This is a genomic window from Janthinobacterium sp. SUN211 (assembly GCF_030587315.1).
GTDB classification, from domain to species: Bacteria; Pseudomonadota; Gammaproteobacteria; order Burkholderiales; family Burkholderiaceae_D; genus Janthinobacterium; species Janthinobacterium kumbetense.
On sequence record NZ_JAPWIC010000004.1, the window covers coordinates 410,899 to 435,788 of the forward strand.

Genomic DNA, 24,890 nt, shown 5'->3' on the forward strand with positions numbered 1-24,890 from the left:
TAATCTATTTCCGGAACCGCGTAGTATAGCATGTTGCGTTGCAACGCTATCTAAAAATGCTGGCGGCTCCCGCAGTCGGGGACGGTTTGTTTAAAAAAGCGACACTGTTTAACGAGTGTCGCTGGGTAATATGACGTTGCTGTGACTTATTGATGCGCCGTGGCAATCAAGCGCTCCGGCGCCAGGATGCTGTATTCCTGCAACTGGCCCGTGCCCAGCAGCTTGCTGTCGTGATACACGCGCACCCTGCCCGGCTCGTCCGGCACGGCGACGTCTTCCTTGCCCAGCGCGATGCGCTGGCCATGCAGGAAACGCTTGGCCAATTCTTCCGTCAGCTGGACAGCGGGGAAACTCGACAACAAGGCATCGACGGGCGCCAGCAAGCTCAGCGGTTCGGCGTGTGCCGTCAGCTCGTCCAAGGTGACGACGCCGTCAAGGGTCAGGTTGCCCACCTGCGTGCGGCGCAAGGCGTTCAGATGGCCGCCGCAACCCAAGGCATGGCCGATGTCTTCGCCCAGCACGCGGATATACGTGCCCTTGCTGCACATCACGGACAATTTCAGGAACGGGGCTTCGTAGCCGAGGAACTCGAGCTTGTGGATGGTCACCGGGCGCGCTTCGCGCTCCAGGGTGATGCCTGCCCTTGCATACTCATATAAGGGCTTGCCGTCCCTTTTCAAGGCCGAGTACATGGGCGGCGTCTGCAGGATCGGCCCGCGGAACTGCGCCAGCACGGCTTCGATCTGCTCTTCGGTGACGTTGACGTCGCGCGTTTCCAGCACTTCGCCCTCGGTATCGCCCGTATCCGTCGTCTGCCCCAGGTGCACCAGGGTTTCGTAGGTTTTATCGGCTTCCAGCAAGTCCTGCGAGAACTTCGTCGCCTCGCCAAAGCACAGCGGCAGCAAGCCCGTGGCGAACGGATCCAGCGTGCCCGTATGGCCCGCCTTCTTCGCGTTCAGCACGCGCTTGGCCTTGATCAGGGCATCGTTGCTGGACCAGCCGACAGGCTTATCCAGCAGCAAGACGCCATCGACCAGGTCGCGCACCCGCTTGATGCCCGGTGGTTTCTTCGGACCCGCCACTGTTATTGCTCGTCCGTCTCGGGTTTCGCGTCCGGCTCGGCGTCGGCCGCGCGCGTGGCGTTGGCCTTGTCGATCAGCAAGGACATTTCCATGCCGCGCGAGGTCGAACTGTCGTGCACGAAATGCAACATCGGCAAGGTGTGGATGTGCAGGCGCTTGCCCAGCAAGCCACGGATGAAGCCGGCCGCGGCCATCAAGCCTTCGGTGGTGTTCTTGATGGCTTCCTTGCTGTCTTTCAACATCGTGAAAAACACCTTGGCGTGCGCGTAATCGGGCGTGATCTGCACTTCGGTGATGGTGATCATCGTGCCGACGCGTGGGTCCTTCAATTCGTAGGCGACGATTTCTGCCAGATCGCGCTGGATCTGGTCGGCCACGCGCAAGCCGCGCGCTGGCATGGTTTTGCTATGTTTAGCCATGATTTTATGCTGTCCTAAGTGCCGCAGGGCGCATGGGTCAAACGGTTGCCCGTTGACCAATGCGCCCCACGTGTTTGCGCGGACAAAGATATGTCCGCGCCATTACTGCTGTGATTACAGGGTACGAGCGATTTCCTGGACTTCGAACACTTCCAGCGTGTCGCCAACCTGAATGTCGTTGTAGTTCTTCAGCGACAGGCCGCACTCCAGACCGGCGCGAACTTCTTTCGCATCGTCCTTGAAGCGTTTCAGGGAGTCGATCTCGCCGCTCCACACCACGATGTTGTTGCGCAACAGGCGGACGGAAGAAGCACGCTTGACCACGCCATCGGTGACCAGGCAACCGGCAATCGCGCCCACTTTCGAGACCAGGATAACCTGGCGGATCTCGACCTGGCCGATAACCGTTTCGCGTTTCTCTGGTGCCAACATGCCCGACAACGCCGATTTGATCTCGTCGATCGCATCGTAAATGATGTTGTAGTAGCGAATGTCCACGCCATTCGACTCGGCCAGCTTGCGTGCCTGGGCATCAGCACGGGCGTTGAAGCCGATGATGACCGCTTTCGAGGCGACTGCCAGGTTGACGTCCGATTCCGTGATGCCGCCGACGGCAGCATGGACCACTTGTACGCGCACTTCGGAGGTCGACAGCTTCTGCAGCGAACCGACCAGCGCTTCTTGCGAACCTTGCACGTCGGTTTTGATGATCAGTGGCAAGTTTTTCACTTCGCCTTCGGCCATCTGGTCGAACATGTTTTCCAGTTTCGCAGCTTGCTGTTTCGCCAGTTTCACGTCGCGGAACTTACCTTGACGGAACAGACCGATTTCACGCGCCTTGCGCTCGTCAGCCATGACGACGACTTCTTCACCGGCAACCGGCACTTCCGTCAGGCCCTGGATTTCGACCGGAATCGAAGGACCCGCTTCAGCGATGGCTTTGCCGTTCTCGTCCAGCATGGCGCGAACACGACCATACGAAGAGCCAGCCAGGATCACGTCGCCGCGGCGCAAGGTACCGGACTGCACCAGGATCGTTGCGACAGGACCACGGCCCTTGTCCAGACGCGCCTCGACTACCAGGCCGCGCGCAGGCGCTTCGACCGGTGCCGTCAGTTCCAGCACTTCGGCTTGCAACAGCACTTGTTCCAGCAGGTCGTCGATACCCTGACCCGTTTTGGCCGACACCGGCACGAATGGCGATTCGCCACCGTATTCTTCCGGCACGACTTGTTCGGCGACCAGTTCCTGCGTCACGCGGTCAACGTTGCCGCCTGGTTTGTCGACCTTGTTGATCGCCACCACCAGCGGTACGCCGGCTGCTTTCGCATGGGCAATCGCTTCTTTCGTTTGCGGCATCACGCCATCGTCGGCGGCAACCACCAGAATGACGATGTCGGTTGCCTTGGCGCCACGGGCACGCATTGCGGTAAACGCTTCGTGACCCGGGGTGTCGAGGAAGGTGATCATGCCGCGTGGCGTATCGACGTGGTAAGCGCCGATATGCTGCGTAATGCCGCCCGCTTCGCCGGAAGCAACCTTGGCGCGACGAATATAGTCCAGCAGCGAGGTCTTGCCGTGGTCGACGTGACCCATGACGGTGACCACCGGTGCGCGCGGCTTGGTTTCGAAGTGCGCGTGTTCGCCCACGTCGGCCAGCAGCGCTTCCGGATCGTCCAGTTCGGCGGCAAACGCCTTGTGGCCCATTTCTTCCACCAGAATCATGGCGGTTTCCTGGTCCAGCACCTGGTTGATCGTGCACATCTGGCCCAATTTCATCAAATGCTTGATGACTTCGGATGCCTTGACGGACATTTTGTGCGCCAGTTCGGCCACGGTGATCGTTTCCGGTACGTGCACGTCCTTGACGACGGCTTCCGTAGGCGCCTGGAAGTTCGATTCACGGTCGTCATGGTGCGTCGGGCGACGGCCCTTCGCGCCACCGCGCCAGCTGTCACGGCCGCCTGGGCCGCTGTTGCCGCGTGGTTTAGGACCACCGGTGGTGCCGCGTTTTTTCGCGTCATCGGACCAGGTGGACGACACATTCGCCGACTTGATGGATTTCTTGTCTGCAACAGCAGGCTTCTTGTCGCCCGGCTTGTCGCCAGGTTTCTTGTCAGCAGGCTTGTGCAGCGTGCCTTCCGGCGCCTTCGGCTTGACCGGTACCGGTGCAGGCTCGGGAGCCTTGATGGCGCGGCGTGGCGCGTTCATCATGGCCTTGATCTGGGCGACTTCGTCGGCTACGGCCTTGCGTGCACGCTCGGTGGCTTCCGCTTTGTCAGCGGCTTCCTTGGCGGCAACAGCAGCGGCGGCGGCTTTCTTCTTCGCTTCTTCAGCGGCAGCAGCTTTTTTCGCTTCGGCGGCGGCGTCGTCAACGACAGGCGCGGCGGCGCTGGCGGCAGGCGCGGCGGCAGCCTTGGCGGCCGCTTTCTTCGCTTCCGCTTCAGCTTCTTTCTTCGCAGCCAATTCAGCCTGTTGCGTGGCTTTCGCCTGGGCTTCTTTTTCCGCGTCGAGCTTGGCCAGACGTTCTTGCTTTTCGCGCAGATCGGCTTCCTGGCGGGCGATCAGTTCAGCCTGTTTACGGGCTTCTTCTTCACGGCGCGCCACGTCGGCGGGATCGATCACCGGTGCGGCAGGCGCGACCGGTTCTGCTGCGACCGGCGCAGCTTCGTCACGCTGGACGAAAGTGCGTTTCTTGCGCACTTCCACCTGGATGGTGCGCGATTTGCCGGTGGCGTCAGCTTGCTTGATTTCAGTCGTTTCCTTGCGGGTCACGGTGATTTTCTTCTTTTCTGTGTCAGCCGCTGCGCCGTGTGTGCGGCGCAGATGATCCAAAAGCTTGTCCTTATCATCTTTCGACAATGGATCTGACGTCGAACTTTTCTCGACGCCGGCAGAACGCAGCTGCGTCAGCAGCAAATCTGCAGGCATCTTCAGTTCGGTGGCAAATTGGGCTACGTTGTTACTCGCCATTCAGTCCTCTTTTCTATGTGTCGCGGAGATGATAAAGATACTCAAATTAAGCCTTTGCGGATTCGGCCAGACTCCATGCCTTGGCTTGCAACGCCTTGGCACGATCGTCGTATTTCGAGTCAACCAACTTCATCTCATCGTCGGTCACATCTTTAAATTCACTTGTAATCAGTTCACGCGCACGGTCCGCAGACAAGGCCAGGATTGCGCCAAATTCGTCGTATGCCAGTGCTGCAAATGCTTCAACGGTCTTGATACCAGCCAGACCCAGCTTGCCGGCGGTAATGCGGTCCATGCCTTCCAGACCGACCAACGCCTCGTCCATGCCTTCCAGACCCTCTTCCGAAGCAATCGCTTCGGTCACGAGCGCATCACGCGCACGGGTACGGAGTTCATTGACGGTATCTTCGTCAAACGATTCGATTTCCAGCATTTCGGAAATTGGCACGTAAGCGATTTCTTCCAGACTGGCGAAACCTTCTTCCACCAGAATATCGGCCACTTCCTGGTCGACATCGAGCTTTTCCATGAACAGGATGCGCACGGCAGCCGTTTCCTGGGCAGCTTTGTCAGCCGATTCTTCGGCCGTCATGATGTTGATCTTCCAGCCGGTCAGGTCCGAGGCCAGGCGCACGTTCTGGCCGGAACGGCCGATCGCGATTGCCAGGTTTTCTTCATCCACGACGACATCCATCGCGTGTTTTTCTTCGTCGACCATGATCGACGACACGTTCGCCGGCGCCAGGGCGCCGATGACGAACTGCGCCGGATCTTCCGACCACAGCACGATGTCGACACGTTCGCCGCCGAGTTCGCCGGTCACAGCCTGCACGCGCGAACCGCGCATGCCGACGCAAGTACCGATCGGGTCGATGCGCTTGTCGGCCGTGTAGACGGCGATCTTGGCGCGGACGCCGGCATCGCGGGCTGCGGATTTGATTTCCAGCATGCCTTGCTCGATTTCCGGCACTTCCAGTTCAAACAGCTTCATGATGAAGTCTGGCGCGGTACGCGACAAAATCACTTGCGGGCCGCGCATATTGCGGTCGATGCGCAAGATGAAAGCACGCACGCGGTCGCCGATACGCAGATTCTCTTTCGGGATCATCTGGTCGCGTGGCAGACGCGCTTCGATCTTGCCCGATTCGACGATGGCGTCGCCGCGTTCCATGCGCTTGATGGTCCCGGTGACGAGCGAGTCGCCGCGTTCCAGGAAGTCGACCAGGATCTGTTCGCGCTCGGCGTCACGCACGCGCTGCAGGACAACCTGTTTGGTATCCTGGGCGAAACGGCGGCCGAATTCGACGGATTCGATCGGTTCTTCGATGTGGTCATCGACTTCGATATCCGGAATCTGTTCTTTTGCCTCGAAATGCAGGATCTCCTGATCCGGCAATTGCAGGCCCGCTTCATCGGGCACCACGTGCCAGCGGCGGAACGATTCGAATTCGCCCGTTTCGCGGTCGATCGAAACGCGGATGTCTACCTCACCCTCATACCGTTTCTTCGTGGCTTGCGCCAACGCGAATTCGAGGGCGCCGAAGACGACATCTTTATCGACGTTTTTTTCGCGCGCCAGCGCGTCAACCAATAATAAAACTTCGCGGCTCATGCTTTGCGTCCCTTAAAAACCACCTGCGGCACCAAGCGTGCCTTATCCACATCCGCGAGCGTAAACTCCAACATCGCCGGACCATCCTTACCTTCAAATTCCAACGACAATTTATCGCCCACGGGTTCTTGCAAGATCCCCTGGAACGATTTCCGGTTGTTCGTACCCGGCATCGCCACCATCAGCTTGACGATGATTTCCTGACCTGCGAAACGGACAAAGTCTTCCAGCTTGCGCACCGGACGATCCAGACCCGGGGAAGAAATCTCGAGGCGCTCGTAAGGAACGTTCTCTACCGTCAACACATGCGATAACTGGTGACTCACCGTGGCACAGTCTTCGACCGTGATCGGACCTTTTTCAGCGGCATCGGCGGCGCTGAAATCAATAAAGACGCGCAGCAGTCCGCGCTCGGCACGTTCGACATCAACGAGCTCATAGCCCAGACCTGTAACTGTCTTTTCAATTAATCCCAACTGCTGCAAGAAATTCTCCAGAAATAAGGCCCGTTTTCGGCATGACGGCGCCGCATCGGGCGCCTACAACATGCAAAAACACGCATTCAAGTCATATATGGCCCCTTGCGGAGCCATTACAAACGGTTCAACAAAAAAAAAATGGGCATCTGCCCATCTTCTTGTATTTCCCCAACCAGATGAAAGCACTCCCCACCAAACAACCCTGCGGAGAACTTTTATTAGGCTGCAGATTATAACCTCTTATTAACTTCGCCGCAATGCCGCACACGCGGAGCGGCCCGGCTTACAACAGTTACAAGAGCGCGCACCCGCGGCAGATCGGCGGGCGCGCAAGAAGAAACTCTTCCCGATTAACCTTTGCTACGGCGGCGCGGCATGCCATCCATGCCGCCACGATCCATTCCGCCACGCGGCTGACCACCGGAACGTTGCCCACCAGCACCACCGCCACCCGTATTGCGGCGCGGACCCGTGTTGGCGAAGCCGAAGGCCGTTTGCAGCGGATCGGGCTGGCGCGGACCGCGCTGCGGCGCGCGGCCTTCGCCACCCGGACGGCCTTGACCCTGGCCTGCCGCACGCGGCGGACGACCCTGGCCTTGCGGCGCGCCTTCGAACGATGCCGACGAGCGGGGCTGACCACCCTGGAACGGACCTTGCGGCTGGCCACGGCCAGGACCACGCGCGTCGCCTGGACGGCCAGCGCCGCCTGGGCGACCCTGGCCTTGCGGACGGGCAAACTGGCCTTGCGGCTGGCCACGGCGCGGCGCGACCGGGAAAGGATCGGCGTTGCGGTTGCTCACATCGATGCGGTTGCCATTCGGCTCGTCATCGCGGCTGGCCTTGCGCGCTTCACGGCCCTTGGCGGCGCCAGCGGCGCGGGGGTCGCCCGATGCCGGCATTTTCTTTTCGATGCCGTAGGCCGTCAGCAGGTCGCGCACGGTGTTTTCATCCATCTCTTCCCAGCGGCCGCGCTTCAGGCCGCTCGGCAGGGTCATGGCGCCGTAGCGGGTACGGATCAGGCGCGAAACGGTCAGGCCGATGGCTTCGAACATGCGGCGCACTTCGCGGTTACGGCCTTCGCCGATCACCACGCGGTACCACTTGTTGATGCCTTCGCCGCCGCCATCGGCGATCTTCGAGAACTGCGCCAGACCGTCTTCCAGCTCGACGCCGGCCAGCAGCTTCTGGCGCATGCCCTCTTCCAGCTCGCCCAGGGTACGCACGGCGTACTCGCGGTCGATACCGTAGCGCGGGTGCATCAGGCGGTTGGCCAGGTCACCGGAGGTGGTAAACAGCAGCAAGCCTTCCGTATTGAAGTCGAGGCGGCCAACGGCCAGCCACTTGCCGGCTTTCATGGTCGGCAAGCGGTCGAATACGGATGGACGGCCGTCCGGGTCATTATGGCTGACGATTTCGCCGGCCGGCTTGTGGTAGACCAATACGCGTGGCGGCTTCTTGCTGACGCGGCGCTGGATCAACTTGCCATTGATGCGCACGTGATCGCTCGGCAGGATGCGCTGGCCGATGTGGGCTGGCTCGCCATTGACGGACACGCGGCCCGAAATGATCAGGTCCTCCATGTCGCGGCGCGAACCGAGACCGGCTTCAGCCAGCACCTTGTGCAGCTTCGGCGCATCGTCGTCGGACGTCAGGTCGCGGCGCACGACGGCTTTCTGTACGCGGCCCGTGCCACCTTCTTCGCTGTCGAACGCGTCGGAGGTGACGAACGAGAAGACAGCATCAGCGTCGCTGAGCTTGCCCGGCGCAGCCTGGCGGCCCTTTCCCTTCTTGCGGCTCTTGCCGGCATTCTTGCCGGCGCCCGGCACGTCGTTGCGCGGACCGCGCGGCAGGCGCGGGCCGGAGACGAGGTTGCCTTCGGCATCGAACACATCGGCGACAGGCGCGGCAGCTTGCTCGGCGGCAGGTGCGGCTTCGGCTGCCTGCGGCGCTTCGGCGCGCGGCGGCTGGCGCAGCGCGCGCTCCGCCTGCACGCCACGCATCTGGCGCGGACCGCGCGTCGGACGCGCTTCGGCCGGCTTGTCGGCGACGGCTTCCGGCGCCGTTTCAGCGACGGCGGCAGCGGCCTTGGCGGCGGCGCGGGCGCGCGGCGGACGCGGCGCCGGGGCGGCAACCGCCTCGGCAGCCGCTTCGGCGGCGTCGGCCACGGCCTTCAAGGCCGGCTTGGCGCGGGTTTTCTTGGCGGCCGGCGCCGCTTCAGTTTCAGCAGCGGCGACGACGAAGGGCGCATCGGCAGCCACGTCGGCTTTCGTGCGGCGCTTCGGCTTGGCAGCGGCGGTGTCGCCTGCAGCGGCGGCAGCGGCCGTATCGGCTTCGATCTGGGCCTTGGTGCGGCGCTTGGGCTTGGCAACGATGGCTTCGTCGCTGGCGGTTACTGTCTCGGGTGTGTTCGGATTATTCATTCTTCGTTTCTTGGCTGTGCTGACCTGGCGCAGCGTCAACCGTTAGTTCTGGCGCAGGGTCGTGAGTGTAGGCTTCGTCCGTGGGCGAAGCATCGGGGCCGGCATCAAGGCTTGCTGTCACATCTACATCTGTCACAGCCGTATTGCTACCTGCACCAAGCTGGGGGACAAGCTCATTGCTTGCCTTGTCAAAATTCTCTTGCAGGGCCGCTTCCAGGGCTTCCAGCCCATTGCCCTGCATTTCACTGATTTGCTGCAACGGCGGCAGCTGGGACAGCGAATGCAAACCCAGGTCATCCAAAAACTGCTTGGTGGTGGCCAGCAAGGCCGGCCGTCCCACCACGTCGCGGTAACCGATGGCATCGACCCAGCCACGGTCTTCCAGCATCTTGATCGTCTGCGAATTGACGGCAACGCCGCGAATCTCCTCGATATCGCCGCGCGTCACCGGCTGGCGATAGGCGATGATGGCCAAGGTTTCCAGGGTCGCCCGCGAATACTTGGGCGGCCGCTCGGGCGTCAGGCGATCGAGATACATCTTCATTTCCGGGCGGCTTTGAAAGCGCCAGCCCGAAGCGAGACTGACGATCTCGATGCCGCGCCCTTCCCACTCATCGCGCAATTCTTCCAGCAATTGCTTGATCGTGTCGGCGCCGACGCCGACGCCACGCACGCGACCATTCTCGTCCGCATCGACGAACAGCTTCTTCAAGCTGTGGATCGTCAGCGATTCACGAGCGCACAGCAACGCGGTTTCGAGGACTTTTTTAGCCTCAATTGTATTCATAGCAATTCTGTGCGGATGTGTGTTGCAATTCGTATGCAGAGAAAGAAATCAAAAACGTTCATTTCAACGTAACAGAGGGCAGACATCGATGATGACGCCGTGCTGGGTTACTAGTTGAGGCTGTTTTTCCGACGCCTTGGCCGATGCGCGCAAAGCGGGACTAAAGCGGATGCAGTGAAAGTCCTGCCATCCATGGTGCTGGCCTTAAATAACCAGCAATGAAACGAACTCCGGAGCAGCTGCTTTTCCCGTGGCGACGATGCAGCCAGACGGGAAAGCGACAGTCGTCGTTTCATCCAACGATGCCAATTGTACCTGATAAAAAGCGGAAAAGCGCAAAACCGGGTAAAACACGCGTTTTACCCGGCTCTGGCGCGACATCCCGCCCGCTGCCCGCATCACAGGGAGGCGAGTTTCTCCGAGAGAATGGCCGATGCGCCCAGGAAAGCTGGGTACTGCGCCGTGATGACGAAGGTCGGCACTTGCGAGACATAATTGGCGAAGCGGCCCTTGCGCTCGAAGCGGGCGCGGAAGCCGGAGCGGTCGAAACGCGCGCCCAGGCGCGGCACGATGCCGCCGCCGATATAAATGCCGCCCAGCGCGCCCAGGGTGACGGCGACGTTGCCCGCCACGGTGCCCAGCATGCAGCAGAACGCTTCGATGACGTCGTCGCACAACTGGGATTCGCCAGCCAGCGCGCGGCGCGTGATTTCCGCCGCCTGCAAGTCTTCCGCCAGCACGCCCGCGCGGTCGGCCAAGGCGCGGTAGATCAATTCCAGGCCATCGCCAGAAATCAGGCGCTCGGCCGAGACATGCTCGTATTCGCGCCAGGCGAATTGCAGAATGCTCACTTCCGTTTCATTGAACGGCGCGAAGCTGACGTGGCCGCCTTCGCTTTGCAGGGCGATCCAGCCGCCGTGCGAAGGAATCAGGCCCGATACGCCCAGGCCCGTGCCGGCGCCGATCAGGCCGATGGCCGTGTTCGGACGGGCCGTGCCCGCGCCCACCTGGTGCTTTTGCTCGTTGGACAACTGCGGCAAGGCGCGCGCCAGGGCCGTGAAATCGTTGACCACGTCCAGGGTCGTGAAACCGCACTCTTCGCGCATGGCGCGGATCGAAAACGACCAGTGGTGGTTCGTCATGCTGAGGAAATCGCCGTCGACGGGATTGGCGATGGCAATCACGGCATGGCGCACGGCTTGCCCGCCGGCCGCGGCAATGTGCGGCAGGGCCAGGTAGGCTTGCAGGGCGGCGGACAGGCTCGGGTAATCGGCACAGGGCAACACTTCCACCAGGGTGATGTGGCCGGCGGCCACTTCCAGGGCGAAACGGGCATTAGTGCCGCCCACGTCGGCCAGCAGGCGCGGTCCATCGGCGAAGGCGGAAGTCGGCAGTACGGGAGAAGACGAAGCGCTCATGATTTTAAATGATGAAGTGGGACGCATGGGACGCCAAGCTTAAAGGATGAATGCGCCCGGAGGCAAGCAAAGTTTGTAGTTTAAGTACATCAAAACAAGCCTTTATTGGTAGTTCCACTCCAAATGCAACAGGCAGCGCCAAAATTGCTTAGAAACAATGATTTATAGTAAGTACTTGCACTCGCCAGGCACGCGAAAAGCATGCTGCACAGCAGCAGGAATCACCTTGAAAACAGAGTATGCCGGAGTTTGCGCAAAGCCGCTTGACACGTGGAGGCGCTGCTGCGGCGCTGCCGTCCTGGCCGGGCCGCAAAGGTGTTTTCGTATTATTACTACCGGTTTTTACTGTGGGTTTTACTGCCAGCCTGGCGTGCCGGCGGCAGCCCGGATCAGGAAGGCAAGCCTTCGCCCAGCAGGCTGGCGGGCGCCGGCTGGTCCGAGCGGTAGGCGGCATTCCAGGCATCGAGGCCGCCATGCAGGGGCTTGGCCCGGTGGAAGCCGTGCTGGTGCAGCAGCTTGGCCACTTGCGCGGCCGTCACGTCGTTGGGGCAGCTGCAATACACGATGATGTGGCGGTCCTTGTCCATGGCGATCATGGCGGGCACCGGTTCCTTGCCATTGAAGAACAAGGCGCCCGGCACGGCCGGTTCCAGCGCCTGCGCCGTGGCGCTGCGCGCGTCGACCATCAGCGGCTCCTCGCCCTGCTCTATGAGTTCGAGCAATTCATCGATGCCGATGCGCTCGATCTGCAAGGCCTGGCGGAAACGCCGGCGTTCGAGGAATTTGTACAGCAGGAACAAGCCCAGCAAGGTGGCCAGCATCAGCAAGGCCGTGCTGCCCATGGTGCTGAGCAAGTCGAGCACCTGCTGCACGCTGGCATGGAAAATCACGCCGACGACGATGCCCGTGCCGGTCCACAGCAAGGCGCCCAGGCCCGCGTACAGGAAGAACAGGCCCGGCGGCGTGCCCAGCGCGCCCGACATGGGCGCGGCCACGGTATTGAATCCCGGCACGAACTTGGAGACGATCAGGGCTTTCGGGCCCCAGCGCTTGAATTTGTCTTCCGTCTGGCTGACGCAGTAATCGGGCGACAGCGAGATGCGGCACAGCAGCCGCAAGATGCGCTTGCCGAAATGGCGGCCCGCGCGGAACCACGTGAAGTCGCTGATCAGGCAAGCGCTGAGCGCGGCGGCCAGCACCAGTCCCCCATTCATGTCGCCATCGACGGCCAGCGCCCCCGCCACCACGAGGATGGGAAAGGCGGGAATCGGCAGGCCGAGCTGCTCCACCAGCACGATGCCAAAGACAATCAGGACACCGTAATGTTCGAGCAGGTAAATGAGGTTGGGCATGGCCGCTATCTTACCGTAAAAAGCCCGACCTAAACGTCGGACATAACCGTAGCGAGCGGCAGTGATTTGTGGCTAAGAAGCGCAACCGTGCTTGAGCACGGCGAGCATCGCAGGCCGCAAAGCGCGACGCGCAGCAGGTTTTGACAGACGTTATATTTGCACGCCCTTCGGTATGGCGCTTAGTAACGTGCGCGTGTACGGATGCACGGGATTGCGGTACAGCTTATCCGAATCAGCCAGTTCCACCACTTGCCCCTTGTGCATCACCATCACCTGGTCGGCGATGTATTTGACGACGGACAAATCGTGCGAGATGAAGATGTACGACAATCCAAATTCATCCTGCAAATCCTGCAGCAAGTTCAATACCTGCGCTTGCACCGACACGTCCAGCGCCGACACGGATTCGTCGCACACGAGAATTTCCGGCTGCATGGTCAGGCAGCGGGCAATGGCGATGCGCTGACGTTGTCCACCGGAAAACTCGTGCGGATAGCGGTGGAAAGCCTGTTCCGGCAAGCCGACTTTATCGAGCAGCCAGTAGGCCTTGGCGATGCGTTCCTGGTCCGTCGCGCCGATCTTGTGGATGCGCATGGGTTCCAGCAGGATCTGTCCCACCGTGAAGCGCGGGTTCAGCGAGGCATATGGATTCTGGAAGATGATCTGGATGCGGCGTTTATACGGCAAATACTCCTTGTTCGGCATGGCGATCAGGTCCTTGCCGTGGAACATGGCCGTGCCGCCCGTCGCCTGGTGCAGGCGCAGCAAGGTCAAGCCCACCGTCGTCTTGCCGGAACCGGACTCGCCCACCACGCCCAGCGTTTTTCCGCGTGGCAAGGTGAACGATACATCCTTGACGGCCTGAAATTCGCGCTTGCCGAACAGTCCCTCGCGCGTGTAAAAACTTTTACTCAAGTTATTGACCACCAGCACGGGCTCGTCGCCCGGCGTGTAGCCGCGCGTGCGCTGCTTCACCTCAATGCCGGGACCCGCCTTGCCATCCATATAATCGGCGATGACGGGCAGGCGCCAAGGGCGCTCGTCCAGGGACGGGCGGCAATGCAGCAGCGCCTTGGTATAACTGTCTTGCGGCGCCTCGAATACCTGGCGCACGTCCCCTGTCTCGCGCACTTCGCCGTGGCGCATGACGATCACCTGGTCGGCGATCTCTCCCACCAGGCCCAGGTCATGGGTAATGAACAGCACGGACATCTGGTGTTTCTTTTGCAGCGCTGCGATGAGGTCCATGATCTGCTTCTGGATCGTCACGTCCAGCGCCGTCGTCGGCTCGTCCGCGATCAAGAGCTTCGGTTCGCAGGCGATGGCCATGGCGATCATCACGCGCTGCTGCTGGCCGCCTGACATCTGGCTCGGGTAGGCGTCGATTTTCGTGGCGGGGTCGGGTATGCCCACTTCCTCGAGCAGCGCCAGGGTGCGCGCCCGCGCCTGCTTGCGGTTCATGCCCATGTGCTGGCGCAACACTTCGGCGATCTGGAACCCGACCGTGAAGACGGGGTTCAGGGACGACATCGGTTCCTGGAAGATCATCGAGATATCCTTGCCGCACATGGTGCGCCGCTCGGCGATCGACAGTTGCAGCAAGTCGCGCCCGCCGAAATGGATGCTGGAAGCGGGATCGATGATGGTGTTATCTGGCGGCAACAAGCCCATCACGGCCAGGGAGCTGACGGACTTGCCGCTGCCCGATTCGCCCACCAGGGCGACGGTGCTGTTGCGCGGCACGTTGAACGAGATGCCCTTGACGGCTTCGAACGTGGTCTTCTTGTCCAGGCGGAAGGTGACGCGCAGGTCGCGCACTTCCAACAGGTTATTCTGGTCCATGAGCAACTCCTATTTCACTTTGGGGTCGAGCGCATCGCGCAAGGCATCGGTAAACAGCGAGAACGCCGTCACCAGCACGGCCATCGCCGTGGCGGCGGCTGTCAACTGCCACCATTTGCCCAGGATCAGTTCATTTTGTGCCTCGTTGAGCATGCTGCCCCACGAGACGGTGCCCACCGGCACGCCAAAGCCGAGGAAACTCAGGATCACTTCCGCCTTGATGAAGCCCACCACGAGGATGGACATTTGCACCAAGGCAACGTGGCTGACGTTCGGGAAGATGTGGGAAAACATCTTGCGCCAGTGCGAGGCGCCGATGGCGTCGGCCGCCATCACGTATTCGCGCGCCTTGTGCTTGATGTATTCGGCGCGGATCAAGCGGTACGGCCCCGTCCAGCCCGTCAAGCCCAGGATCAGCACGATGGTCAGCACGCCCTTCTGTTGCAGCACCGCCGCCACCGTCAAAATCATCAGGATGGAAGGAATCGACGTGAAGATGCTGTAGAACCAGTTGAAGAAGTCATCGACGATGCCGCCGAAATAGCCGGACACGGCGCCAAAGAGCGTGCCCAGCACGACGGCCAGCAAGGCGGCCACCAGGCCCACGACGATCGACGTCTCGCCGCCCTTGACGGTTTTCTGCAGGATATCGTGGCCCCACTTGTCGGCGCCGAACGGCAAGGTTGCCGCCTTGTGCGTAACGAGTTTCTTGGCCTTGCCCATGCCAGCGCGCAAGGCCGTCAAGTCGTCGGCCAGCGGGTCCGTGACGCCGTACATTTCCACGCCAGCCGATGGGTTGCTGCCCATCTGGGCGCGCAGTTCGGCGATATCGTCGGCCAGCGGGTCGAGCACATTGACTGGTGTCGGCGCGCTGCGCTCGTCCGTCACGGGCATGGCGCCATCGGCGGTGACGTCCTTGTCGGCGCCGACGAAGGTGGGCGGCGCGTAGCTGACGGCCACTTCGTCTTCCCAGTTCGAGGCAACCAGGCCGCTGGCGGAAGCCAGCACCAGCAGGAAAAAGGCGCCGACCACGGCCAGCGATACCATTGCAATCTTGTCGCCGCGCAAACGGCGCCACGCCAGGGCCCACAGGCCGGGCGATGTATGAGGTTTCGACATCGTCTCTTTCTACTTCAGTTGTACGCGAGGATCGACCGCCTGGTACAGCAGGTCGGTGAGCAGGTTGAAGAGCATGGTGGCGGCGGCGACATACACGGTGATCGCCTTGATCACCGGAAAGTCGCTGCGCTCGACAGCCAGAATCACTTCACGCCCGATGCCGGGGATGCCAAAGAAGCGCTCGAGCAGGAAAGCGCCGATCAGCAGGGCCGGCAAGTTCGACATCACATAGGTAATGATGGGGATGCCGGCGTTGCGCAGCACGTGCACCCACATGATGCGGCCTTCCTTCAAGCCCTTGGCGCGCGCCGTGCGCACGTAATCCTGGTTGGCCTCGTCCAGCACGAAAGTGCGGAACAGGCGCAGGGTCGGCGCAATCGACACGGCCAGGCCGATCAGGATGGGCAAGGTCGAATAGCGCAGCAGGTTTTCCCAGAAGCTGTCGCCCCAGCCCTGCACGGGGAACAGGCCCAGCTTGTAGGCAAAGCCGTACTGGAAGACGATGATGTAGACGAGGATGGAAATCGACATGCCCACCGTGCAGGCGATCATAACGGCGCGGTCCGTCAGCGAGCCGCGCACAAACGCGATGGCCAGCGCCAGCGCCACGCCAAAAAACGTTTCCAGCACGGTCAGCGGGATCAGCACCATCATCGACGGCCCCAGGCGCGAGGTGATGATGTGCGACACGGATTCCCCCGTCGCCCAGCTCTGGCCGAAGTCGAACGTGACGATCTGCTTGATGAAGATCCACAGTTGCACGTAATACGGCTGGTCGACGCCCAGCTGGCGGCGGATGTTGGCGATGCTTTCCGCACTCGACATCTTGCCGGCCAGGATGTAGGCGGGGTCGCCGCCCACCCAGTTGAACAGGATAAACACCAGCAGGACGACGCCCAGCATGGTGGGCAGCATCTGCCACAAGCGGCGCAGGATATAAGCAAACATAATGATTCCTTGTTGTTATAAGCTGCGCTTATTTTTTAACCGCGTCGGCAACGGGCGCCACTGGCGTGCCCGTGCTGTCGATATCCATGTACGCCCATTCCTGGAACAGGATCGGGTGCTTCTTGTAGCCTTGCACCGACTTTTGCGCCAGCATGTTGCGGTAGCGCGCATAGCCGATCAGGGCGCCCGCATTGACTTCCAGGCGGCGCGCCATCTTGTGGAACAGCTCGTCGCGCTCGGGGCTGGCCGGCATGGCCTGGCTGGCGGCGTACCATTTATCGTACTCGGGGTCCTGGTAGCAGCCATTGTTGTTCTGGTGCGTGTTCGGGCCATAGAACAGCTGCATGAAGTTGTCGCCGTCCGGATAGTCGGCCAGCCATGGCGCCGTGCGCGTCTGCATCTTGCACTGCTTTTCCGTCTTCAAAATGTCGGAAAAGATCATGCGGTCGTTTTCCATGCGGATGCCCAGCGAGTTGTAGGTCTTGCGCCACATTTCCGCCTGCAGCACGCCATTGGCTTCATTGCGCGAAGCGTAGCGGATCAGGAGCGGCTTGCCGTCCGGTAAGGTGCGCCAGCCGTCGGCGCCCTTCTTGTAGCCGAATTTATCCAGCAATTTATTGGCCAGCACGGGATCGTATTGCAGCAGGCTCTTGTAGTGCGGATCGTAGCCGACGACGCCCGGCGGGATCGGATAGTCGAGGCGCTTGGCCTGGCCATTCCAGATGATGCGGATTTCTTCATCGATATTGTGCGCCATGGCAATGGCACGGCGCAGCGCGATCTTTTCCTTGCTGAAGCCGCCGAGGGTGGGGTCTTCCATGTTCCAGTAGTAATAGCTGATCTCCGGGTCCAGCAAGCGCGACAGTTGCACGCCCTTCTCCGCCAGTTCGGGACGCAGCTTGCCGTTCAGCAATGCTTTCGGCGCCAGCGGGCCGTCGAGCCAGAACACGTCCGTGCCGCCGCTCTGGAAGGACAGCCAGCGCGACTGGTCTTCGATCATCACGGAAATTTCGATGCGGTCGATGGCGGGAATGCGTTTACCTTGCATCTGGCGCACGATGCGCTGGTCGTCCGGATCATCGCCGGCCATGAAATTCCACGTTTCCGGCAAGTGCTGCGGGTTGCGGTTCAGGACGATGCGGTTGCCGCGCGTCCATTCACCGAGCGTGTAGTAGCCGGTGCCGACGGGATTCGAGCCCACTTCGCCCTTCACGTCGCCGTACTTGTCCACCACTTCGCGCGCCACGGCGGCCGTCGGCACGTAGGCGAGGATCATGGGGAAGTTGAAATCCGTCTTGGTCAGCGTGATGCGCAAGGTGTACGGATCGAGAATTTCCAGGCCGGCCACCTTCTTGTTGAAGTCCAGCTTGTTCGCCTTGGCAGCTTCCTTGGCCAGGTCGTCCAGCCCCACTACCTTGCCTTCGAACAGCCAGCTGTGCGGCGAAGCGAGGCGCGGGTCGAACAGGCGTTTCCACGAATACACGTAATCGGCCATCGTCAGTTCGCGGCGCTTGCCGCCGAACGCGGCGTCCGGCGTGAACAGGATGCCTTTTTTCAGGCGGATGGTGTAGGTCTTGCCGTCGGCGGACACTTCCGGCATGGCGGCGGCCGCGCCGGGCACCACCTTGACGGGGCGCGCCAGGTAATCATAGGTGTACAGGGTGTCGAAGACGGCCTGCGTGATGTGGTTCGAATACAGGTCGCGCGCGGTAGCCGGATCGAAGCCCGTCTCGGCGGCCGGCAAGATATAGCGCAAGGTTTTGACCGGCGCGGCCGCGGCGCTGGGGGCATCGGCGGCAACGGCCGCCAGCGGCAGGGTGGCCAGGCAGGCGAGCAGCGCCACGCGCCGCATCCATGGTGACTTCATGTAATACCCTTCATCTCGATTATCTGTCGCACCGTATTGGTGCGCTTGTACTGGCTTCCCCCTGGGATACAGGATTCCACCGCCAAAACCAGTCCATCCACGCAAGATCTATGCCTTGTTCATCGCCAGCCCCGTCCGCATGCAGGCGCGCTGGAAAAAGGCGTAACGATAACGCATATTCTGTTCGCCGGGCAAAAAGCCGCAGCATGCGTGCAACGCGCGGCAAGGTCCGCTCGCGGCGTTGCGAACATTTTCCGCAACGCAACATAGCCGGATCGGCGCCACAAAAAAACGTATTGGTAGAAACCCTTACGTCCACGAATGAGCGCCATTTCAATACGCCGGCGGAAAGCATATATCGCAGCGCAGCATTAAAAAAAATGCCATTTTAAAAACATCGCAATATTGGAAAAAACACTGTTGTTTCCATGCTGAAAGGTCACATCCCAACGTTGACAAGCTTTCTCGGCAAGTGGTCTTATCAATCACGGCAACTCACAGTCTGCCGTTTGACCCACAGCGATTGCCGACGCAGCAATCTTTTTTAGCTTAGCGAGGTTGTGTCGCAAACCGACCAGCCGAACTTACTTTCGGAGTTTTGAGAATGATGATGGAAACAGTTATGTCCCGCTCCGTACGCCTGATCTTTTCAGGTAGCGTAGCAGCGGTCAGCCTTGGCATGATGGCTGTGCCGGCAATGGCGCAAGATGCCAATGTACAACGTGTGGAAATTACCGGATCGAGCATCAAACGGGCCACTGCCGAGACCGCGTCACCGGTACAGGTCATCAGCCGTGACGACCTGATGAAGTCGGGCAAGGCCACCGTGGCCGAATACCTGCAAACCCTGACCGCCGATGGCGCGGGTTCCTTGCCGACGGGTTTCGGCAACGGCTTTGCCGCCGGTTCCACGGCCATCTCGCTGCGCGGCCTGGGCGCCACCTCGACCCTGGTCTTGCTGAACGGCCGCCGCATGGCGCCGTTCGCGCGTGCCGATGACGGCCAGAAAAGCTTCACCGACCTGTCGACGGTGCCGATGCAGATCGTCGAACGCATCGAGATCCTCAAGGACGGCGCCTCGTCCACCTACGGCGCGGACGCCATCGCCGGCGTCGTCAACATCATCCTGCGCAAGGACTTCGAAGGCCTGACCCTGAAAGGCGACACGGGCATTTCCGGCGACAGCGACGCCAAACAGCACCGCGCCTCGCTGACCTTCGGCAAGGGCAACCTGGACACGGATAAATACAACTTTGTCGTCAATGCCGAATACACCAAATCGGACATGCTGATGAACAATGAGCGCTCCGGCCGCAAATGGATAGGCAAGGCCGACCTGCGTCCGTATGGCTACGCGATCAACACCCAGTTCGCCGGCGGCTACATCAACGGCACCAACGATGCGAATGCCTCGCCCACGGGCCTGATCCGCGATCCCGTCACCAACAACTATGTGTCGCTGCCAGGCTGCTCCTCCTTGTCCGTATCTTCGCCGCAAGATCCGAAAGGCGGCTGTTTGTGGCACCATGACCAGTTCCGCTCGATGCAGCCGAAGATCGAATCGGTCAACCTGTACACGCGCGGCACCTGGCAAGTCAATGCCGACACCCAGGTGTATGCGGAAGCGGGCTACTCGAAGCGCGACACGGCGTTTACGCTGATACCGCCATCGGTCACGCCCACCATCGCGTTCCCGCCCAACGCCACCAGCCCGACTGGCGTGATCAACTACGGTTCTGGCGCTGGCACCACCATCGTGCTGGCCGCCAACCATCCGCAAAATCCCTATGGCGTGCCTGTGCGCGTGCGCTACCAGGCCTTCGACGTGGGCGCCAGCACGCGCCAGGCCAACAATGAGTTCAACCGCATCGTGCTCGGCGTCAAGGGCAATGCCATGGGCTGGGATTACGATGCCGGCTACACGCATTCGGAATCGAAGCTGCACCTCGACTACAGCAACATGCTGAACATGGCCGTCGTCAAGGATGCCCTGGGCAATCCGAACAGCAAATATTTCCCGTACTACATCGGTGCACAGGCAAACAAGAATCCGGCCTCGCTGTACGCGGCCATGGTGACCAACGCCACGTCCGACTCCACGACCAAGCTCGACATCATCGACTTCAAGGCATCGCGCGAACTGATGCAATTGCCGGGCGGCGCCCTGGGCCTGGCCGTGGGTGCGGAACACCGTCGCGACAAGCTCGACAATCCATCGTTGTCGGGCACGGAAAACGGTTCCATCAACTCCAGCTATGTGGCCGCCAAAGGCGACAGCAAGGTCTCGGCCGTCTTCCTGGAAGTGCTGGCACCCGTGATCAAGACGGTGGAATTGTCCGGCGCCTTGCGCTACGACAAATACGACCGTTTCTCGTCGACCACGCCGAAACTGGGCGCCAAGTGGACGCCCGTCAAGACCTTCGCCGTGCGCGGCACGTATTCGGAAGGCTTCCGCGCACCGGGCCCGGCCGAAAGCAATGCCAATTCGCAATCGACGGGCACCTCGACCGTCAGCGATCCCGTGCGCTGCCCCGGAGGCAAGCAATTGCCGGGCGCCAATGCCAGCGACTGCGAACTGCAAGTGGCGGCCGTCAAGATCGGCGACCCGAACCTGAAACCGGAAAAATCCAAGGGCTACACCCTGGGCATCGTGTGGGATCCGTTCAACGATACCAGCCTGTCGCTGGACGGCTGGAAGATCAAGCGTGAAAACGAGATCAATCCCCTGCCGTACAACGAAGCGGCCGCCCTGCCGACGGCCATCCGTTCCGACAACAACCTGACCATCAACGGCGTCGTCACGCCAAACACGGGCACCTTGCTGATCACCAAGGCGCCGTACCGCAACTCCAGCTACACGGAGATCAAGGGTATCGACCTGGACATCAAGCAGCGCGTGCGCCTGGGCGACTACGGCCGCGCCACGTTCGGCCTGACCTGGACCCACATCGCATCGTGGGTGCGGGCCGAGTCGGCCACCGTGCGCTACCAGTTCGCCGGCACGCACGGCAACTGCGATACGTCCAACTGCGCCGGCACGCCGAAGGACAAGATCAACCTCACCGGCTCGTGGGACCTGGGCAACTGGAACGTCAGCGGCGTGCTGAACTACCGTTCGGATATGAAAAATATCAAGTTCGAAGGCGACCCTTGCGCCTCCAAACTGGCGAACGGCACGCCGGCGCCGAACGGTTGCAAGCTCGCCTCGTTCACCACGCTCGACCTGTCCTCCCGCTGGAACGTCAACAAACAGTTGCAATTGTTTGCTTCGATCAACAACGTGACCGACAAGATCGCGCCGCTCGACCCGCTGACCTATGGCGGCATGAGCTACAACCCGATGGACGCCAGCGGCGCCATCGGCCGTTACTTCAAACTGGGCGCCAGCTACAAGTTCTTCTAAGCGTCCGCTCAGGCTGCCACGCACAGCCTGAACATCCGGCAGGCACAAGTCACTATCGCCATGCCATCCACACCAACGCCCGCTGCACTGCAGCGAGCGTTTTTTTATTTTGCGCACGAGGGGGATGGCAGCCTCATCAAAAATGCGGCACAAAATGCACCTTCTTTGTTCTAAATCAGTACCTCTGATGCACTGCGTTGTTTAGGCACACAAACCTGTTTGCCACGTTGACAAAAACTTTTGCAGCTCATTACAGTGAATCTCTTGAAAAGATATAAATACTTTTCAATGTTCTCGGTGCGCCAACCAGCGCGGCCGTTCTTGCCCTTCTAGCCAACCGCTTTTCCAGGAGTCTTGAACATGATCAGAGAAACACGCTTGTCCCGTTCCATCCGTTTGATTTGCGCCAGCGGCCTTGCCGCAGGCCTGCTCAGCCAGCAGGTGCTGGCGCAAGAAGTCAGCGATACCAGCAGCATGCAACGCGTCGAAGTCACCGGTTCCTCCATCAAGCGCCTCGTCTCGGAAACGGCGACGCCCTTGTCCATCTTCAAGGCCGAGGATTTTGCCAAACAGGGCTTGACGACGGCCCAGGAAGTGCTCAGCAAGATCCCCTCGAATGCGTCCAGCATGGGCAGCGGCAATGCCGTCGGCGGCAATACCAGCGGCTTGCCCACGGGCGGCCAGGCCAGCGCCGACTTGCGCGGCCTGGGCGGCGACAAGACCCTGGTCCTGCTCAACGGCCGGCGCATCGCCAACCATCCATATGACGGCGCCAGCGTCGACCTGAACATCATTCCCATCGCCGCCCTGGAACGGGTCGAAGTGCTGCGCGATGGCGCCTCGGCCATCTACGGCACGGACGCCATCGGCGGCGTCATCAACTTCATCACGAAGCGCTCCGTCAACGTCACGAATATCACCGCCGAGGTCGTCGCGCCAGAACACAAGGGCGCAGGCGAGCACCGCATCAACCTGTCGACGGGTTTCGGCAAGCTCGACACGGACGGCTACAATATTTTCGGCGTGGTCGACTACCACAAGCAAAATGTACTCACGTCGCAGGATCGCGATTTTTCCAAGACCGGCATCATTCCCGAGCGGGGCCTGTCGCTCACCAGCGGCACCACCTTCCCCGGCAACTACTTCGATGCGGCGGCCAACGGCGGCAAGGGCCTGGCCGGCAATCCGTACGCGGCCAGCGGCTGTCTGCCACCGCTGTCGGTGGCGGCCGCCAACGGCACTTGCCGCCAGGATTACACGCGTCAGATCGACGATCTGCCCGCGCAGGAGCAAGTGGCCTTCTTCGGCAAGGGCGCCTTCAAGCTCGGTGGCGGCCACCTGGCCACGGTGGAATATCTGCATTCGGAAAACAAGGTGAAAGCACGCACGGCGCCGCCGCCGCAAACGGGCTTGATCTTGCCCATTAGCAGCAAATATTATCCGGGCAAGGCGGGCGGCGTGCCGGCGCAGCCGGGCTTGTCGGGCCAGCCCCTGAGCGTCAACTGGCGCCCCGTGGAAGCGGGCCAGCGGCAGATCGATTCGGACGGCAAGGCGGACCGCCTGGTGCTGGCGCTGGAGGGAGAACTGGCCGGCTGGGATTACAAGACGGGGCTGAGCCACGCGATCAGCAAGTCGTCGGAGAAATTTACGGGTGGCTATGTGCAGGATGCTTCGTTCGCCGCCGGCGTGCTCAATGGCATCCTGAACCCGTTTGGCGTGCAGGATGCGGCCGGCAAGGCTTATCTGGACAGCACTGCCCTGCGCGGTGAAGTGCAGAACGCCAAGGTCACCACCACGGGCTTCGACCTCAAGGGCAGCCGCGACCTGATGCAACTGGCCGGCGGCCCGCTGGCCATCGCTTTGGGCGGCGAAGTACGGCGCGAAAAGGCCGACTTCAACGTGAACCGCGACATCGCCGGCCAAGCCACCAGTTCAGGCCTGTCCGGCTCGCTGTCGAAGAGCGGTTCACGCACGATCCAGGCCGTCTTCGGCGAAGTTAACTTGCCACTGATCAAGGACCTGGAAGTGCAGCTGGCCGCCCGCTTCGACCATTACAGCGACGTGGGCAGCACCACCAATCCGAAGCTGGCCCTGCGCTACCAGGCCAGCAGCGCGCTGGTGCTGCGCGGCTCGGCCAGCACGGGTTTCCGCGCGCCCACGCTGTTTGAAAAGAATGCGCCACCGTCGAAGAACGATACCAACGATTCCTACGACGACCCGATCCTGTGCCCCGGAGGCGTGCCGCAGCCGGGCGCCAATCCCTTGCGCGATTGCGACTTGCAGCAATTCAAGCTGCAAGGCGGCAATGAAAAGCTGAAACCGGAAAAATCCACCACCTTCGCCTTTGGCCTGGTGCTCGAACCCATCAAGGAAGTCACCGTCGCCGTCGATTACTGGAACATCCATTTGAAGGACAAGATTTCATCCCTGCCCGAACAATCGATCTACGGCAACTATGAAAAATACAAGGCCTTGTTCCTGCGCAATCCCGACGGTTCGCCCTACGCCATCCTCGACCTGAACGACAACCTCGGTGAAGTGAAGACCGACGGCATCGACGTCAGCCTGAATGCGCGCCTGGGACGCGGCGCGTATGGCGATTTCAGCGTGTCGGTCGACGGCACCTGGACCCACAAGTATGACTACCAGAACGAGCGCGGCGGCGAATTCATCGCCAACGTGGGCCGCTACGCGGACAACAATCCCGTCTTCCGCTGGAAGCATACGGCGGCGCTGAACTGGCGCATGGGCAACTGGGGCGCCACCGTGTCGCAATCGTTCAAGTCCGGCTACACGGATCAGAACCAGGTGGATCCGCAGTACCGCCACGATGTGCCGTCCTACAGCCTGCTGGGACTGTCGGGCAGCTATGCGTGGAAAGGCTTGCTGCTGACTGCCGGCGTGAAAAACCTGCTGGACAAGGAACCGCCGTTCTCGAACCAGGGCACCCTGTTCCAGAAAGGCTATGACCCGCGCTACACGGACCCGGTCGGGCGCGCCTGGTACTTGCGCGGCAGCTATACGTTTTAAGGGGAAATTGCGGGAAACGCGATCAGACAGACAGCGCTGGCAAGCATTTGCCAGCGGAAGCAAAGACGGCGCCATCAGCGATGATGTGCGCCGTTTTATTTTACGCATCTGAGCATGGCTGACAAGGGTTCACGATATT

Annotated in this window: 15 protein-coding genes; 2 read left to right on the plus strand and 13 right to left on the minus strand. The window is 61.1% G+C overall.

Going from position 1 to position 24,890, the window contains the following annotated elements:
• Window positions 1-146: 146 nt before the first annotated feature.
• The 13 genes from truB to O3301_RS16765 form a co-directional block, all read right to left on the minus strand.
• Window positions 147-1,082 (minus strand): tRNA pseudouridine(55) synthase TruB, encoded by a 936-nt coding sequence (truB, locus tag O3301_RS16705; protein WP_305056925.1) that lies wholly within the window; start codon window positions 1,080-1,082, stop codon window positions 147-149.
• Between the two features lie 2 nt (window positions 1,083-1,084).
• A complete protein-coding gene (gene rbfA / locus O3301_RS16710) occupies window positions 1,085-1,501 on the minus strand; it encodes a 30S ribosome-binding factor RbfA (RefSeq protein ID WP_099665290.1) in 417 nt (138 codons plus the stop codon).
• Between the two features lie 114 nt (window positions 1,502-1,615).
• Window positions 1,616-4,474 (minus strand): translation initiation factor IF-2, encoded by a 2,859-nt coding sequence (gene infB, locus O3301_RS16715; protein WP_099665291.1) that lies wholly within the window; start codon window positions 4,472-4,474, stop codon window positions 1,616-1,618.
• A 46-nt stretch (window positions 4,475-4,520) separates the two neighbouring features.
• Window positions 4,521-6,086, minus strand: a complete 1,566-nt coding sequence (nusA, locus tag O3301_RS16720) for a transcription termination factor NusA (protein WP_077400312.1) — start codon at window positions 6,084-6,086, stop codon at window positions 4,521-4,523.
• Window positions 6,083-6,571 (minus strand): ribosome maturation factor RimP, encoded by a 489-nt coding sequence (rimP, locus tag O3301_RS16725; RefSeq protein ID WP_035828693.1) that lies wholly within the window; start codon window positions 6,569-6,571, stop codon window positions 6,083-6,085. The genes nusA and rimP overlap by 4 nt, the downstream gene beginning before the upstream one ends.
• A 344-nt stretch (window positions 6,572-6,915) precedes the next feature.
• On the minus strand, window positions 6,916-8,985 hold the full coding sequence (rluB, locus tag O3301_RS16730) for a 23S rRNA pseudouridine(2605) synthase RluB (RefSeq protein WP_305056926.1): 2,070 nt from the start codon (window positions 8,983-8,985) through the stop codon (window positions 6,916-6,918).
• Window positions 8,978-9,772 carry an SMC-Scp complex subunit ScpB gene (gene scpB, locus O3301_RS16735; protein WP_077400306.1) on the minus strand — a complete coding sequence of 265 codons (795 nt, stop codon included), beginning with the start codon at window positions 9,770-9,772 and terminating at the stop codon, window positions 8,978-8,980. The genes rluB and scpB overlap by 8 nt, the downstream gene beginning before the upstream one ends.
• 398 nt (window positions 9,773-10,170) lie before the next feature.
• The gene (locus O3301_RS16740; protein WP_305056927.1) at window positions 10,171-11,190 is read right to left on the minus strand and encodes a glucokinase; all 1,020 of its coding nucleotides are present in this window, start codon (window positions 11,188-11,190) and stop codon (window positions 10,171-10,173) included.
• A 389-nt stretch (window positions 11,191-11,579) separates the two neighbouring features.
• The gene (locus O3301_RS16745; protein ID WP_251349817.1) at window positions 11,580-12,542 is read right to left on the minus strand and encodes a VTT domain-containing protein; all 963 of its coding nucleotides are present in this window, start codon (window positions 12,540-12,542) and stop codon (window positions 11,580-11,582) included.
• Between the two features lie 150 nt (window positions 12,543-12,692).
• A complete protein-coding gene (locus O3301_RS16750) occupies window positions 12,693-14,384 on the minus strand; it encodes an ABC transporter ATP-binding protein (RefSeq protein WP_305056928.1) in 1,692 nt (563 codons plus the stop codon).
• Window positions 14,385-14,393: 9 nt separating this feature from the next.
• Window positions 14,394-15,503 carry an ABC transporter permease gene (locus tag O3301_RS16755; RefSeq protein WP_305056929.1) on the minus strand — a complete coding sequence of 370 codons (1,110 nt, stop codon included), beginning with the start codon at window positions 15,501-15,503 and terminating at the stop codon, window positions 14,394-14,396.
• A 9-nt stretch (window positions 15,504-15,512) separates the two neighbouring features.
• Complete coding sequence (locus O3301_RS16760) at window positions 15,513-16,451, minus strand: ABC transporter permease (protein ID WP_034782513.1); 939 nt, start codon at window positions 16,449-16,451, stop codon at window positions 15,513-15,515.
• 28 nt (window positions 16,452-16,479) lie between these two features.
• A complete protein-coding gene (locus O3301_RS16765) occupies window positions 16,480-18,318 on the minus strand; it encodes an ABC transporter substrate-binding protein (protein ID WP_305056930.1) in 1,839 nt (612 codons plus the stop codon).
• Window positions 18,319-18,940: 622 nt separating this feature from the next.
• On the opposite strand from O3301_RS16765, the gene O3301_RS16770 reads away from it, so the two are divergent.
• Both O3301_RS16770 and O3301_RS16775 read left to right on the plus strand, forming a co-directional pair.
• Window positions 18,941-21,721, plus strand: coding sequence for a TonB-dependent receptor (locus tag O3301_RS16770; RefSeq protein ID WP_289918090.1), 2,781 nt, complete (start codon window positions 18,941-18,943; stop codon window positions 21,719-21,721).
• Between the two features lie 360 nt (window positions 21,722-22,081).
• Window positions 22,082-24,751: a TonB-dependent receptor gene (locus O3301_RS16775; protein ID WP_305056931.1), complete on the plus strand. Its 2,670-nt coding sequence runs from the start codon at window positions 22,082-22,084 to the stop codon at window positions 24,749-24,751.
• Window positions 24,752-24,890: the final 139 nt, after the last annotated feature.